Source organism: Verrucomicrobiia bacterium, from assembly GCA_035629175.1.
In the GTDB taxonomy this organism is placed as follows: domain Bacteria; phylum Verrucomicrobiota; class Verrucomicrobiia; order Limisphaerales; family DASXHY01; genus DASXHY01.
Genome location: DASPIL010000013.1, coordinates 1 through 15,819, shown reverse-complemented (window position 1 = coordinate 15,819; position 15,819 = coordinate 1). Strand labels below are relative to the sequence as shown.

Sequence of the window (15,819 nt, the reverse complement as noted above, 5' to 3'; positions counted from 1 at the left end):
GCCTTGAAGAGCGGATTGCATCCAAGCAAATGGAACGAGAGCCAAGCTGGACTGAGGGACTGGCGGTCGGGAGCCGCGGATTTGTCGAGGCAATGCAACCGCAGATCGCGACGCGCCGACAGATGGGATTTCTCGAATCAGCCACCGGGTGGGTGTTGGCGGAGGATTCGCTTCCTTACACGTGGAAAATTGGCTCGAAAAAACGCGCTTAAAGCGCTAAATCCAAGGTGAATTCGGCGTATGGTATTGAAATCCAGCGAATTATCTCTGCGACACACGGAAAGATTGTAGGCTGCCATTGTAGCCTTGCAGACTCATATCGCGGCGGAGATTGCGGCGTCTCAGACAAACAAATGAAACGATTGTCGAACAAGATCACTGCACACAACGGCGGCGAGCGTTTTCAGTTCCGCTCCGCGGTTCACGCGCCTTGGCCCGGCGTGTGTGAGTTCTGGCGTTCGGCATCACTACTCAGGTGACGTCATGAGTCTTGTTTCGACGTAGAAGCAGACGTAGGCTGAGCCGTATGACAGGCGACATTCGCAAGCACATGGAGATCACTCCGTTTGTTCCTTTCACGGTACGCACTTCGGATGGACGGGAGTATCGCGTGCCGACAGTGGATCACATTTATCTGCCTCCATCGGGGGGGCGTGTGGTGATTTCAGACGATGAGGGAGTAGTGGTCGTGCTGCCGGGATTGATGATCACGGGTTTAGTCCACACCAACGGAGGGGGTCACTAGAGTAATGCCGAACAAGAAAAGGAATGTAGATAACCTGAAGTCAAGCGTGGGGAGGTGTTGATTCAATCCGAACGGTGTGGTTCCCCTTCGCTTCAGGTTATTTGCATTCCCGGGTTGGACGAAGCCGCGTCAAAGGTTCAGAGGGGCTTGCAAACGAAGGTCTTCTTTGCGGATTGTTTTTGGCGGCAACCTTCCGACACGCCTTGGGACAGACCTTGACGCGCTAGTGAGCCTGGCCCTGCAGATCGAAACGCTTTGTTCAGTGCTTGCCTGGCGCAACCAGCCGAAGGTGCGCACGCGGGCAAACCCGCGCGGCAAAGTGTGCTGCAAAAAGCGGCTCATCCTTCCAGCGGCTCCAGCTTGATGGAAGTGAACTTGCGGGTTTTGCTGTCGCGATAGGTCCACAGAACCTTGTCCTCCGGCAGCAGGATGACTTTGCGATTGCCGGTGGCGGTCTTGAAGATGTAACGCGCCAGATAACGCAAGGCATTCTCTCCGGAATCGGCGGCCTGGGAACCGACGTTCCATGGATTTTTCCAAACGGACTTGGGCACCTGCGCGAACAGTGCGGGATGTTCCTTGAGCAATCGTTCCTTAAAGAGTGTGCGCACGTGGGCGCCCAAGGCCTTGTGATGGAGCAGGAACTTTTTGTCCGAGGCGATCCATTGCCGGCCGTCGGGACCGAGTCCGCCACCGGGGATGAGCTAATGAATGTGCGGATGAAAGACTGAGCAGCTTCAGATCATCGGCGAAGGAATTAAGGATGGCGTGCGGGCAACTTTTTTTATATGCATGACGCAGTTGATTGAATGTTGACGTTAGAAAAGCGGAGCCAGCGTGTGTGCTGGCCCGCCGTCAACGAAGATCGGAGAAAGCGCACGCAAAGGAAACCACCAATGCATCAAATCATGCGAAGCCGCCCATCCACTCGTCTCCCCCGCCGCACAGCGGCTTCGTTCAACAAGGCGCTGCACGCAACAGCCGCCATCCTGGGCAGTTGAGCGGCTTATGAAATTCCAACATCATCGTTCCAGTTCATGCGTCAGCCTGGCGGCTGTGCGTGAGCTTGGTCGTTGATATGACAACTTAGCGACCCAAATCCGCATATGGATAAAGTTACTCGATACGAATGGCACGGCAGTTGGATCATCCTCGTGCTACTCTGCTTCTTTGTAATCACGATTCCCCTAGCTGTCGTTTACTTCACGTCAAAATTGTTGACGATTGAAACTCAGGTTCCCGACGGCTCAAAGCTTTCCGACTATTTGCGAACCCGAAAGTGACGTTTTTGTGTGAGCACGACGCCCAACCAGAGTGGGCGGCAGAACCGCCGCCGCGCCTGGCAGATTGCCGGCCGGGCTGGGAATTTCAACCGATCGTGCTTGCCTTAGCCCGCTCCCAGCGGCGGTCGCTCTCCCTTATCGTTGGGTAATCCCAGAAGGGAAAACGTGAGTCTACAATTCTGGATCAACGCTGCGCTTCGCTCCGTCATCTGGTTGGGCGCGGCCGCAGGCCTCGCGTATTTCAAAACCGACGGCACGAGCGTTTTGGCGGTGCGCACCGATCCCCTTGGTTGGCTGGGCGGAGCTGTCGTTATCGTCGGACTCGTTCTCCATTTTTCGAGCACCGTGACCCTCGCGCGCGGCGAGCGTCAAGGAGGCGGAGGAGTCGCCAGCGCGCCCGTCACGGATGGGCCATTCCGATACGTCAGAAATCCGATCTATCTGGGAGGGATCACGCTGCTGCTCGGCGTAGGTCTGCTCTATCCTCCTTGGCGTCCAGTGGATCTGGGCTTGCCGCTGCTCTTATTTATCTACTTCCACGTGGCCGTGGTGCGATTTGAAGAGCCCGAACTGCAGGGGCGTTTCGGTTCGACGTTCAAAGAGTATTGCGACCGAGTTCCGAGGTGGTTTCCTGGTCGTATAAAGAAGTCCAACAAGGCGCCAGAGCCGACGCCGTGATCTGTCACGGCTCTGACGGCACGCGACGACACCCGCACGCTGGGCAAAATCACGGGCGAGTTTCGGCTGGTGTTTGGCGGCGTGCAGGTGCAGCGTCGATGCCTGCGTGGTGACTGATGCTTGAACTTCTCGCGATTATGGTCGGTCTTATTGATTTGGCGACAGCCGCATTCGCAATCGTGCGATGGTGGAGACTCACGATTACCTTGCTTGTGTGCGGGTTCATTCTCCTCATCATCAGCTTAGAACCCAGTCATGGAGCTGTCGGTTGCAAAACCCGGTTCATGTTGCTCCGTTGCTCAGCGAGATCGGCGATGTGCCCGCGCATTCCGGGATATCTGCGCAGCAGTTCGCGGAAGTCACGCTGGTTGATCGTCAGAAAGGTGCAATAGTCCAGGGCAGTCACGTCCGCCGTCCGCACTGCCCCGCTCAACAAGGCCATTTCACCAAAGAAACTCCCTGCGCTTAATTTGATCCGCTTTCCTGGCAACACCACCTGGACCTCGCCTGACGAAATAAAATATACCGCGTCGGGCTTATCGCCCACGCGGATGATGCGTTCGCCCGGCTGTGCGGTCCGGGTTTGAAAATGCAAAATCACGGTTTCCCGTTGCTCGGGGGTCAAGCTGGAGAAAAAGGGGAAGCGATCCACCAGTTCTGCCGGCGTGAACGTTCGATGTGCGGCCGATTTCTTTTCAAACCTCTGGCGCACCGCCTCGAGGTCGGCTTTCAAGCGGTTCAACGGACCTAACCGCGCCTCTTCCAGCCTGCTGCACCAGAATGGATTCCTTTGAATCCAGGCGATCAATTTTTCCGTGCCGGCAAAGACCAGTGGATTCAAACTGATCGATAGCAAGGCTCCTGCAAGGATCAAGCTGACCCCATCCACTGGCAAAAGGCCGTAGGAAAGTCCGAGCGCACCCAAAATAAAGGAGAATTCCCCGATTTGCGCCAATGCTGCCGAAACCGTGAGGGCGGCGCTTACGGGATAGCCCAGTGCCATGACAATAATCAGCGCCGTCAGGGATTTGCCCACGACAATCAGCAGCAGCACTGCGACAACCATCAACGGTTGGGTCACCATGATCTTTGGATTGAACAACATGCCGACGGAGATGAAAAACAGCACGGCAAAGGCGTCCTGCAACGGCAGCAAGTTGGCGGCGGTCTTGTGGCTGAGGTTGGATTCACTGAGCACCACCCCGGCGAAAAACGCTCCCAAGGCGAAGGACACACCGAAAAGCTTTGCCGATCCAAACGCGACACCCAGGGCGATCGTGAGCACGGACAAGGTGAACAACTCCCGCGAGCCGGTTCGCGCGACGGTGCGCAAAAGCCAGGGCAGCAAACGCGGGCCAAGAAGCAGAACAGTGGCGACGAAGGCGCCGACCTTCAGTATGGTGACACCCACGGCAACAAACATCCCGACATTGCCAGTGCCCTTGGCTCCATCCGGCAAGCTGCCGCCCAATGCCGGCGCAAAGGCGGGGAGAAGCACCAGCGCGAGAACCATTGCAAGATCCTCGACGATGAGCCATCCCACGGCGATGCGGCCATTTGCTGTCGAAACGATGTTGCGCTCTTCCAGCGCCTTGAGCAGAACGACCGTGCTTGCAACGGACAAGCTGAGTCCCAGGACCAGACCCGCGCCAAAGCTCCACCCCCATAGAACCGACATTCCGGCGCCGATGGCCGTCGCCAGCCCAATTTGAAGCAGTGCTCCGGGAACCGCTATCCGGCGCACAGCCATAAGGTCTGCGGCTGAGAAATGCAGCCCCACGCCGAACATGAGCAACATGACGCCGATCTCCGCCAATTGCCCGGCCAGACCAGCGTCTGCGACATAGCCCGGTGTGAATGGTCCAATAACAACACCCGCGACCAGGTATCCAACCAAAGGCGGAAGTCTCAGCCGGTTGGCTATCAAACCGAACACAACTGCCAGGACAAACCCGACGGCTATCGTTGAGATAAGTGAAACCTCATGTGGCATGACAGACCTTAAGCAATGTTCTGGACGGTGCGCACATGTTATAAGGCAATCGTTCCTGCTGGCAAGATTTTCTCAGTTACGCTACTGGCTTTCTGCACGGAGGAGAGTCCGGTGGACATACCCGGCGCGAGCCCGGGGCGGAACCGGTGTGAACGCCGCGGTCCGGAGCGCGTGCCTTCAGGCGGCTTGGGGGTGAAGGGTTGCGGGTGCGTGGCCGCTTGCCGACGCGTGGTCCTGCGCGTTCTGGCTCTTGTTCAGCGGAGCATTGTTTACTAACTTTGCTGCTGCCTCCTGTGGCTTCCCCCCGTACAATCTCAAAGGCTCTCCAAACGCCGAACCCAAGCATACATGTTCGCGCGGGCGGCGCGGAGATCCCGCTCAGACACATTGGAGCGGGTGCCACGAGGAATTGTCCGCGCGATATCCCGGGTTGGTCGCGAGTCCACGCTTCCTGAGCGGACGGGATCGCCCGCGGTGCCGTGCGGCAGGCCGATAGTTCAGGTGATTCGTCAGCGACTGTTCTAGCGACCGGGCCGTTTCCGGCGGCCGCCGGCGGGGTTGATAGTTCTCGGAAGGAAACAACTGCTTAATGCACACACGGTACCAAGAGTGGATTCGATATGTCTTCGATCATCCAGTAAGTGATCGCCCGTGGTATTTCAACATCAATGCCCCGGTTTTCGAAGCGACTCAGGCCGATTATGCCCAATTGATCTGCGAGACTTTCGTACGGTCCGGGCAAGACCTTCGTGAGTTTACCGACGCGCAAGTCAATCAAGGCATTTGGTTTCTGGCATCACCGTCCGGGTCCGATTTTATATTCAGTTTAAGAGATGGGGATATTTCCGTGTCTCAGAAAGTCAAAGGCATCCGATCCATCTATGATTTGTATCGGAATTGCTTTGCAAACCGATGCACCGGCACTTTGGCACACATCGATGAGCCTGGTGCCTCCGAGTTGAATTCAATTTGCTACATGTTCTGGGATGTCTGTCCTCTGTCTTACCTGGATGAGGCAAACGACAAGGCGGCGCTTGAAGATGCAGTTTTCTCGGTTCTGGAAGACACCATTCGCCTTCCTCACGGTGCCTGCATCGAAGCAGGGCTTCATGGACTGGGAGAGATGGCATCCAGCTACGAACACCGGGTGAAAGAGGTGATCAACCGTTTTGTGAGAACCGCGCGTCTTGATGCGGCCTTAAGAGAATATGCCGAACACGCACGCGAGGGCAGTATCTGTGAACGATCGCGAATCCGCTGACGATAAGGAATGTCTCACGCGACCGGCACAGCCCACACGAAGGGGTTTGATGTTTCAGCGCATTCCGGGGCAGATGACGTTCGGGCCAGTCTGCCGGACTATCCGGCGCAAACAACATAGGTTCAAGCTTGGACAATCTGTGGACAGACCGGGTTCTTCGAAGGCGCAAACTTACCCCCGATGCATACGATCCTGCGCCGGCAAAAGCTCAGCCCGAACGTCACACGGATGGACGTTCTCGCTCCGCGGATCGCTGCCGTTCGCAAACCGGGCCAGTTCGTCATTGTTCACCTTGAGGGCCGCGCTGAGCGCATTCCCTTGACGATTGCAGACGCGAATGCGGCTGAAGGCTCAATTGCATTGGTGATCCAGGCAGTTGGCAAAAGCACCCGCGATCTCGTCGCGTTGGAGCCAGGCCAAGCGATCAAGGATATCGCAGGCCCGCTCGGGCATCCCACTGAATTGATCAGTTCAGGTCACGCCATCTGCATTGGCGGAGGCGTGGGCACGGCCGTCGTTCATCCCATCGCACAAGGCCTTCATCAAAACGGTGTTCGCGTAACAAGCATCATCGGGGGGCGCTCCCGCGAATGGGTGATATTCGAATCGGAACTGCGGAAGCTCGGTGACGTTCAGGTCTGCACGGACGATGGCAGCCACGGACGGCGGGGCTTTGTCACCGACGCTGCGCGTGACCTGCTGCAACTCGGCGGAATTGACATGGTTTATGCCGTTGGCCCGGTACCGATGATGCGCGCGGTCGCTGCGTTGACGCTTCCATTTCACACCCCGACGATCGTTTCATTGAATCCCGTGATGATTGATGGAACGGGAATGTGCGGCGGCTGCCGGGTGAGCATCGGCGGCGAAGTTCGATTCGCTTGTGTGGACGGGCCGGAATTTGACGGGCATCAGGTGGATTTCGACGAGTTACAGGATCGGCTTTCCACGTATCGTGAATTCGAGCAACGCGCAAACGCCTGCGCTGCGGGAAAATGCCGCGTTGCGCATCAACCTTCCTAAGTCCATGCCCGAACGCCTCACCACACGTCAACGGCTGCAGATCGACCGGCAGAAAATGCGGGAACAGGCAGCGTCTGGGCGGGCCGCGAATTTCACGGAGGTGAACCTCGGATTCACGGAACAGATGGCGCTGCTGGAAGCGGATCGCTGCCTGCAATGCAAGGATCCGCGTTGCATGAAGGGCTGCCCCGTCGGCGTGAACATACGCACCTTCATTGACCTGTTGTCGCAGGGAAATATCGCCGAAGCCGCGCGAAGCCTCCTGAACGACAATGCGCTGCCAGCCGTCACGGGGCGTGTGTGCCCGCAGGAAACCCAATGCGAATGCGAATGCGTGCGTTCCGGAAAAGGATTGCCGGTAGGAATCGGATATCTGGAACGATACGTCGCGGACTGGGCGCGCAATCACCGTGATCAATTGCCGCAAGTGAAACCGGCACCGAGCATGCGGCGCGTTGCCATTGTCGGATCGGGGCCCGCGGGTCTGACAGCCGCGGGCGAACTGGCGCGCGCCGGGCACGATGTCACCATCTACGAGGCGCTGCACAAACCCGGCGGCGTGCTCGTTTACGGCATTCCGGAATTTCGACTGCCCAAGGCGATCGTCGCCCAGGAAGTCGAGCGGCTTCAGGATCTCGGTGTTAAAATCGAGTGCAACGTCATCATCGGCCGCACCTACACCCTGCCGGAACTGCGCGAGCGCTTCGATGCTGTCTTCATTGCGAACGGCGCGGGACTGCCTGTGTTCATGAATGTCCCCGGCGAGAACTTCAAAGGGGTTTACTCGGCCAATGAATATCTGACCCGCATCAACCTGATGGCGGCCTACCAATTTCCGGAATCCGACACACCCGTCTTGCGAGGGCAGCGCGTCGCTGTCGTGGGCGGCGGGAATGTGGCCATGGACGCCGTCCGCACGGCGAAACGCCTGGGCGCACAGGAGGCAATGATCGTTTACCGCCGCACATTGGACGAGTTGCCCGCGCGCACGGAGGAGGTGCATCATGCGAAGGACGAAGGCGTGCAGTTTCACCTGGTGACGGCTCCCATCGAAGTCATAGGAAACAACGGACGTTGGGTAAGCGGCTTGAAGTGCGTGCAAATGAAACTGGGAGCGCCCGACGCCTCGGGACGCGCGCGGCCGGAAGCGGTGCCGGGTTCAGAATTCGTTGTTGAATGCGACGTGGTGGTTGTGGCAATTGGCACCCGCGCGAATCCCCTTCTCACGGCCACATGCCCCGATCTCAAGCTCAACAGGCACGGAAACATTGTCGTGGATGACAACGGCATGACCAACGTTCCTGGCGTGTTTGCAGGCGGCGATATTGTCCGCGGCGCGGCAACTGTCATTCTTGCGATGGGTGACGGAAAGAACGCTGCCAAAGCGATTCACTCGTATTTGTGCAGTGCTGCGGCGCCCGCGGCCTGACAAAACCGTTCGCGACTTGTTTTCGAACTTTGGTTCCCGCGATGGCGCAACTGCGCGCGGGACCATGAAACGCGTGAGAGCTTTCTAAATCTCGGCGCTCAACGAACCCGCGACAAACATCGCCCCCACCCCCTCCCCATTTCTTTGGCTTGGACAGCGGATGTCCGAGCCCCTTGCGTAGATTCATCTGCAGAAAGGCAAAACTATGATGAATCAACAAATGGAATTGGAAATCGCGAAACGCACGCCGTGCCGTTCGGTGAATCGCCGAGCTAACAGGTCTCCGCGCGCCGCCTGGTGGTTCGACAAGATGCGACGGGTTGTGGACCACGCGATCGATGCAAAACCAGTGCCGGCCGCGCGCCCGCAGCAGATCTGGTTTCAGGAATAGCAGGAGATCACAAAGCGGCGGATGATGTCGATCTCCTGCTGGCCGGCAATCGTATGTGCCTTGGGGAAGGCCTGAAACTGAATGTTGAGCCCAGCTGCCTCGAGCGTGGCAATCTGCGCGCGTGATTGTTCGAACGGCAACAGAGGATCCTGCGTCCCATGCGTCAGGAGTATTCGTTGCTGTTTTGCAACGGGCGAAAGATCCAGCACGAGCTTTTCGGGTTCACAAACGTAACCGCTGACACCGACGATTCCGGCCAGCAGATGCGGATAGCGAAGGCCGGTTTCGATCGACATGAGGCAACCCTGCGAGAAGCCCCCGAGGATGGTTTGCTCGGACGGAAATTCCTTGGCGCGAAGTTCATCCAGCAATTGAAACAACAAGCCGCGGCTGCGGCCGACGCCTGGCACCATGTCACCGACGAAATCGAACCAGGAAAATCCCCCGTAATACGCATCGGGCGCATTGACGAGCACGTAGTTCATCCAGGGAAGATCCATCGCCTCGGGCAGCCAGCGATAACCTTCGATGCTATCGCCGAGTCCGTGGAGCATGACCCAAAGGCGTTGAGATCGCTCGTTTGCCGGGATGAATTCGTAGCGCAACATGTTCATTCTCTCTCCGCAGCAGGGGCGCTGGCCCGAAGGCGTTCGGCCTCCTGCTCTGCCCAATCGGAAAAACCCTCCCGTTGTGCATCGCTGAGCTTCGCCTCGGGATGGCCTCGGACATAATCGTTCAGCGGCATCTCGCCGTCCAAAACCATTTCTGCCATGCGGCTCAGGCGTCGCGCGGCGCGCCTGGGGTCGTCGTGCGGCCATTCCGAGAGGTTCAACTCCTCGCGGCCATGGTTCACGTGATCAACGAGCCACCACGAAACCGGCGCCACATGACTGTACCACGGCCATTTCGTTTCATGCGAATGACAGTCATAGCAGGCATTGCGAAGGATGGCGGTGATCCTGGCAGGCGGCGTATTGCTCGCGAGAAAATCGCGGCCGGGAGTTACCGGGGGGTTGGTCAATTTTGGGTTGATGAGCAACATTGCTGAAACCACGGCCGCTCCCGTTCCCACTGCCATTTTTTTCCAGAGCTTCATAACCATTCAACCGCGAGTCGCAGAGCATTGAAGAATTTTGCCTCCAACGCAACGAAGGTTTCCAAGCTGAACTGCCAGGGCGTGAACTACCCCGGCAGGCAAGAAAACAAATATGTCAGGCTCCGCAAGCCGATCCAACCCGCCGAAACACGCCCTGTTGACCGGCAGGAACTTTTATGAACAAAAAAAGGCCTTGTAATTTTCCGCGCGGCATGCGGGAATCGCGCCCGTCCCCCGAAAAACCGTTCCGATCCGTTCCGTATTATGAAAGAGATGCGTCCTGCAATTTTGTGCCCGTGCGCCCTTTGGCTTCCACGGTGGAGCGTCGTCCTGGCCCTGTTGTTGTTGGCGGCGTGCTTCAATCTTTCCGCTGCGGTCGTCACGTGGACTGGCGGCGCTGTGAGCGGCAACTGGAGCGTCGGCGCCAATTGGGACAGTGGAAGCGCGCCGCAAAATAATGATTCACTCGTTTTCAACGCCGCAGTCGGGGCAGGCCAGATCACAAACAACCTGAGCGGCCGCACGTTTGCACAGATCAGCTTCATCGGAGTGGGCAGCAGCTTCTTTGTTTACGGAAACGCCATCACTCTGACAGGCGGCATTACCCAGAGCAGCACCGGCGGCGCGAATACGTTTCACCCCGACATCACCCTTGCAACAAATAATCAAACGTTCGCCGTCACGGGCTCGGGAGTCGGCAGTGGGTTGCAGATTTCGGGCGATATCAACCTGAACGGCAGGAACATGACGGTGAATGTGACCGATGCGGGAACTGAGTTGAACCTTTCGGGCTCAATCTCCGGTTCCGGCAATATCACACGCGGCACGGGCGCGGGCGGCTTGCGCTTTTCCGGGAGCGCGGCAAACACCTTCACGGGCACGGTCGCAATCAACAGCGGGTACATCGCAGCAGCCAAAGCCAACGGCGTGACTTCGCTGTCCGGCGACGTCGTGATCGGCAACAGCTCCGGAGTCGACACACTGCTGATGCTTACGGACAACCAGTTCGGAGCGGGCGCTGACGTCACGCTGCGGGACGGTGGCATATTGGACAACAACAACGAAACGAACGTCATCGGATCGTTGACCTTCAACGACGGCGGAACAGTCGAGACCACAACCGGCCGTCTCGAAATCGGAGGAACGGTTTCCGTCATCGGTTCAGGAGTTTCCAATTCGGTCATCAACGGCAACCTGCACCTCGGTTCAGCGACCCGCCTTTTCAACATCGCGGACACGCCACGGTCGGCAGACCTGGAGGTGAACGGCACGATATCTGGCGGCAACAGCGGCGGTTTACCGTTCTTTTCTGCGGGTTTGACCAAGGCGGGCGCGGGCCTTCTTTCCCTGAACGCGGCGAACACCTATGGCGGCCCAACCACGGTGAACGATGGGCAACTGCGGATTCTCAACAACCAGGGGCTTGGTTCGACGTTCGCACTTTTTGGTTCGGCGGGAACCGTGGTTAACAGCAACGCAGTCTTGATGCTCGCGGATGCCCATATCACGAACGAGGTCCTTACATTGAATTCAACCAATCCGTCAGGCGCCCTGCAGAACACTGCAACCGCCACCTGGGACGGTCAGATCGCCCTGGGCGCCGATGTGACAATCGAAGCCAGCTCAGCTTTCGGAATCGCCGGGCCAATAACGGGTCCGGGCGGTTTCACAAAGATCGGCGCGAGCACCCTCACACTCTTCGGCACCAACGTGAACACCTATGCGGGAACAACCTTTGTCAATGCAGGAACACTTGTTCTGAACGTCAACGGCGTGAATGACGCGATCCCAGGCCCGCTCGTCATCGGTGATGGAATCGGGGCGGCAAACTCAGATGTCGTCCGCCTTGCCCGCTTGAACCAGATTGCCAACACGTCCCGCATCACGATCAACAGCTCGGGCTTGTGGGATCTCGAAGGATTCGGCGACGCGATTGGCTCACTGGCTGGAACCGGCAACGTTGAATTGGGAGCAGCCACGCTGAACATTGGGTTCGACAATACAACGGCAACTTTCGACGGCGTGATCAGCGGCACGGGCGGTGTTAACAAATTCCTTAACACCACGGGCACGCAGCGGTTTACCGGCAACAACCTTTACACGGGTGTAACCACCATCAACGGTGGAACCTTGATTGTGAACGGGACCCAGCCTGACAGCACGGCAATCATTGGAGAGTTCGGAACGCTGGCTGGACACGGCCGGGTGGGACGAATTCAGAATTCCGCAGGCGGCATTGTATCCCCGGGAGACTTGGCGCCGGGAACCCTGATCGGCGAGGATCTCCTGCTGGGTGCTGGATCCGAGCTGGTGATTGAAATCACGGGCACTGACTTCGACCATGACGCATTATCGGCGATCGGAACAAACCAGGTGGGCGGTGCGTTGACGTTGTCAGTTCCCGGGCCGTTTGTGCCTGTTGAAGGAGATCAGTTCACGATCGTGGTGAACGACGGCGTCGAGCCGATTATCGGAACGTTCGCGGGGCTTCCCAACCACAGCCTTGTTTCCGCGGGACTTCACAAGTTCCGCATCAACTACGACAACGACATTGTACTCACCTACACGAACAGTCCAATCGGCGTGCTCAATCCGCAAATCACATCCGGCAACGGCAACGGCACGCTGGATCCAAACGAGTGCAACACGCTGAGCCTCGTCGTGACGAATCAATCAGGGGTTCCGCTCGCGAACGTGTCCGCGATCCTGTCTGCGACAGGACACGGCGTTGTCGTGACACAACCCGAATCGGCGTACCCGAACCTCGCTGTCAATGGCCACGCAACGAACATCACGCCTTTCCAGGTCAGCACATTGCCGTCATTTGAATGCTCTGAAGAGGTCCAATTGAAACTGACGATCACGTCGGATAACGGCTCCTTTGCCCGCGTCATTACAGTTCCAAGCGGCTTTACGGGCACTCCGCTGCGTTTCAACAACAACGTGAACGCAGCCATTCCCGACTCCGCCTCCATCACTTCATCCGTGGCCGTTGCTGGAATTACCACTCCAATCAGGAGAGTCAGGGTCTCTCTTTACGTCACCCACACGGCAAACGAGGATCTCGAGATTGCCCTGATGTCGCCCGACGGAACGATTGTGAACCTGTCGAGCGACAACGGCGGGACGGGAGATGATTACGGCTCTGATTGCATCGATGACAGCAGGACACTATTCGATGACGCGGCAGCCACGGCGATCACCGCGGGTGCGCCTCCTTACGTCGGCACCTTCCGCCCGGAGCAGCAACTTTCGGCTTTCATTGGCAAGGAGGCTGTGGATGCAAACGGAACGTGGCGATTGATTCTGAGAGACGATTCCGGCGGCGCGGTGGGCACGTTGCGTTGCTGGTCGCTCTTTATTTCGCCCACGGAGTGTTCCAGTGGCGGCGGCGCTTGCGAGACGTGCCCAGGCGTGTTTACGGGCTCCATCACGAACACGGACGCGGTTCAAATGGGACGGCTGACTCGAAGCGGAACTGGAAGTACTTGCGCAGAATCCAAAGTGTGTCCCGGGCTTGAACACGACCTTCCCCGCAATTACGACGTCTACAACTTCACAAATTCCAGCTCCAGCGAACAATGTGTCTACACTTCGTTGACGGTTCATGGCGCGCAGCAAACAATGGCCGCCGCTTATCTCGGCTCCTACGATCCGGCAAACCTTTGCAACAATTATCTGGCCGACCTCGGATTCAGCACGTCGCAGGGCAATTCGCTCCCATTCTCGATGGTTGTGCCCGCGAACAGCGCCTTTGCAGTCGTGGTCAACCAGGTGGACGCAGGTGTGGGCAGCGACTACACGCTCGTGGTGAGCGGTCTGCAGTGCCAGCCCTTACTGGAGATCGATCCAGCCCCCGCCGACCGGGTCCGGCTCCATTGGTCAACCTCTGCCGCAGGCTTCCAACTGGAAGGCAACGACCTGCTGCAAACGGCGAACTGGTCATCGATCACGAATGAACCGATCGTCGTGGACGGAAGGTTCAGCGTGACCAATTCAAGCGTGAGCCCGACGAACCGGTTCTATCGATTGAATCGCCCGTAGCGCCAATTGAACCGGGCACAAGTCGTCGCCGTCGCGTGCCACGGGCGTTTCGCCCTTGCGGTGGGGAAGCACTGCTGAATACCGTGCGTGCTGTCAACGTCCGCAAGACAACACGCATGTTTCTCAAGGCCGCCATTTCATTTGCCATTCTTTTGGGGTTCATCCCACGCGCGCTGACGGCAAGCTACGTGCCTTCGACAGAATCACCCCCCACCCTGCAACGCGAATTCCGCGGAGTTTGGGTCGCGACGGTCGGCAACATTGACTGGCCCTCGAAACGCGGCATGCATTCGACGGCGCAAAAGGCAGAACTCATTTCCATCCTCGACCGTGCGGAGTCCCTCAACCTGAACGCGATCATCCTGCAGGTTCGCCCGGCATGCGACGCCTTCTACAAGTCGGATCTTGAGCCATGGTCCGAATACCTGACGGGCGCGATGGGCAAGCCGCCGCAACCCGCGTACGATCCCCTTCAGTTTGCGATCAACGAAGCGCACAAACGCGGACTTGAACTGCACGCGTGGTTCAATCCCTATCGCGCCCTGCACAAGAGCCACGAAGGCCGGGTCAGTCCCAGCCACATCAGCCAATCGAAACCCCACCTCGTCAAGCGCTTCGGCCAGTATCTCTGGCTCGATCCGGGTGAACGCGAGGTGCAGGAACATTCGTTGCGCGTTGTCATGGATGTCGTGCAGCGCTACGACATCGATGCCGTGCATTTTGATGATTATTTCTATCCCGATCCGATCGAGGCGAACGTTCCCTTTCCTGATGATCCAAGCTGGCGAAAGTTTGGGGCGGGCGGGAAGTTGAGCCGCGAAGACTGGCGTCGCGCCAACGTGGATGCATTCATTTCACGAGTGCATAATTCCATCAAGGAAAGAAAACCATGGATCAAGTTTGGCGTGAGCCCCCACGGCATCTGGCGTCCGGGCCATCCGCCGCAAATTCGGGGATCGGACAACTACGTGAAGCTCTTTGCGGATTCGCGCAAGTGGCTGATGAACGGCTGGGTCGATTATTTCTCGCCGCAACTCTATTGGACCATTGATTCGCGAGAACAAAGTTTCCCGCTGCTGCTGGATTGGTGGCGTCAGCAAAATGTCAAAGGCCGCCATCTCTGGCCTGGAATGTCAGCGGCGTACGCCCTGAGCAACAGATGGAAACCCGAAGAAATCCCGAATCAGATCAAACTTACTCGCGAGCGGCGTGATGTCGGCGGCTACATTCTATACAGCGCGAGCAAACTTTTCCTCAACCCGCCACTATTGCCCCGGCTTGAGGGCGAAGTGCAGCGTGACAAATCCCTGGTTCCCCCTTCGACATGGCTCAGTTCGTCACTCCCCGCCAAACCGACTGTAACAGTGAATCGCCTGAACCAACTCACCTGGAATCCCGGCAGCACCAACCACGTCATTCGATGGTGGGTGGTGCAGCGAAAGGTGAAGAACGATTGGAAAACGGACATTCTCGCAGGCCAGCAGCGCAAAGTTGCGCTGGGCGGAACACCCGATGTGGTGGCGATCACAGCAGTCGATCGATTCGGGCAGGCAAGTGATGCGACGATACTCGCGCGCGCGCCGCGCGGAAGGTAGGACATCGCGCTGCGATGTCCGCCTCGCGTGAGCGACACTGGCTTGCGCGCAATGCGTCCGAGGGAGGGACGAGTGATTGTCGGGTTGAGATCGGTTCCTTCTGCCCTGATTCGCGGGACGGCGCAAAGCACACAATCTCTGGGCGCACATCAGATTTTGAGGGGGTGGAGATCGGGCTTAACAACCTGATGGAATTTTTGCTGGACTCCGAACCTCGCATCCTTCACGTTCAAGCTCCGTGACGGAATCCGTGACGATTCAGGGCCGACTAATCGATGCGT

14 protein-coding genes are annotated in these 15,819 nt (G+C 57.9%); 10 read left to right on the top strand and 4 right to left on the bottom strand.

Translation table 11 applies throughout. The features are described 5' to 3' along the window. Positions 1-212, top strand: a 212-nt coding sequence (locus VEH04_01670) for a hypothetical protein (GenBank protein HYG21459.1), incomplete at its 5' end; no start/stop codon positions are given. A gap of 314 nt (positions 213-526) precedes the next feature. Beyond that, the gene (locus tag VEH04_01665) at positions 527-745 is read left to right on the top strand and encodes a hypothetical protein (GenBank protein ID HYG21458.1); all 219 of its coding nucleotides are present in this window, start codon (positions 527-529) and stop codon (positions 743-745) included. A gap of 338 nt (positions 746-1,083) precedes the next feature. Here the strand turns inward: VEH04_01665 and VEH04_01660 are convergent, their stop codons facing one another. After that, positions 1,084-1,446, bottom strand: a complete 363-nt coding sequence (locus VEH04_01660; protein HYG21457.1) for a transposase — start codon at positions 1,444-1,446, stop codon at positions 1,084-1,086. 405 nt (positions 1,447-1,851) lie between these two features. Here VEH04_01660 and VEH04_01655 point away from each other — a divergent pair, with 405 nt between their 5' ends. Continuing rightward, positions 1,852-2,028: a hypothetical protein gene (locus VEH04_01655; GenBank protein ID HYG21456.1), complete on the top strand. Its 177-nt coding sequence runs from the start codon at positions 1,852-1,854 to the stop codon at positions 2,026-2,028. Positions 2,029-2,193: 165 nt separating this feature from the next. Next, positions 2,194-2,706, top strand: coding sequence for an isoprenylcysteine carboxylmethyltransferase family protein (locus VEH04_01650; protein HYG21455.1), 513 nt, complete (start codon positions 2,194-2,196; stop codon positions 2,704-2,706). A gap of 253 nt (positions 2,707-2,959) precedes the next feature. Here VEH04_01650 and VEH04_01645 read toward each other — a convergent pair whose 3' ends face one another. Further along, positions 2,960-4,699, bottom strand: coding sequence for a cation:proton antiporter (locus VEH04_01645; protein HYG21454.1), 1,740 nt, complete (start codon positions 4,697-4,699; stop codon positions 2,960-2,962). 589 nt (positions 4,700-5,288) lie between these two features. On the opposite strand from VEH04_01645, the gene VEH04_01640 reads away from it, so the two are divergent. The 4 genes from VEH04_01640 (at position 5,289) to VEH04_01625 (ending at position 8,803) form a co-directional block, all read left to right on the top strand. Next, positions 5,289-5,960, top strand: coding sequence for a hypothetical protein (locus tag VEH04_01640; GenBank protein ID HYG21453.1), 672 nt, complete (start codon positions 5,289-5,291; stop codon positions 5,958-5,960). A gap of 180 nt (positions 5,961-6,140) precedes the next feature. Further along, positions 6,141-6,983 (top strand): sulfide/dihydroorotate dehydrogenase-like FAD/NAD-binding protein, encoded by an 843-nt coding sequence (locus VEH04_01635; GenBank protein HYG21452.1) that lies wholly within the window; start codon positions 6,141-6,143, stop codon positions 6,981-6,983. Between the two features lie 4 nt (positions 6,984-6,987). Next, positions 6,988-8,412 (top strand): NADPH-dependent glutamate synthase, encoded by a 1,425-nt coding sequence (gene gltA, locus VEH04_01630; protein HYG21451.1) that lies wholly within the window; start codon positions 6,988-6,990, stop codon positions 8,410-8,412. A 205-nt stretch (positions 8,413-8,617) separates the two neighbouring features. Then, complete coding sequence (locus VEH04_01625; protein HYG21450.1) at positions 8,618-8,803, top strand: hypothetical protein; 186 nt, start codon at positions 8,618-8,620, stop codon at positions 8,801-8,803. Here VEH04_01625 and VEH04_01620 read toward each other — a convergent pair. Both VEH04_01620 and VEH04_01615 read right to left on the bottom strand, forming a co-directional pair. Then, positions 8,794-9,411, bottom strand: coding sequence for a serine esterase (locus VEH04_01620; protein HYG21449.1), 618 nt, complete (start codon positions 9,409-9,411; stop codon positions 8,794-8,796). The genes VEH04_01625 and VEH04_01620 overlap by 10 nt on opposite strands. Positions 9,412-9,413: 2 nt before the next feature. Continuing rightward, positions 9,414-9,899 (bottom strand): heme-binding domain-containing protein, encoded by a 486-nt coding sequence (locus tag VEH04_01615; protein ID HYG21448.1) that lies wholly within the window; start codon positions 9,897-9,899, stop codon positions 9,414-9,416. Between the two features lie 264 nt (positions 9,900-10,163). Here VEH04_01615 and VEH04_01610 point away from each other — a divergent pair, with 264 nt between their 5' ends. Together VEH04_01610 and VEH04_01605 are read left to right on the top strand one after the other, a co-directional pair. Beyond that, positions 10,164-13,943, top strand: a complete 3,780-nt coding sequence (locus VEH04_01610) for an autotransporter-associated beta strand repeat-containing protein (protein ID HYG21447.1) — start codon at positions 10,164-10,166, stop codon at positions 13,941-13,943. An 83-nt stretch (positions 13,944-14,026) separates the two neighbouring features. Next, on the top strand, positions 14,027-15,538 hold the full coding sequence (locus VEH04_01605) for a family 10 glycosylhydrolase (protein HYG21446.1): 1,512 nt from the start codon (positions 14,027-14,029) through the stop codon (positions 15,536-15,538). Positions 15,539-15,819: the final 281 nt, after the last annotated feature.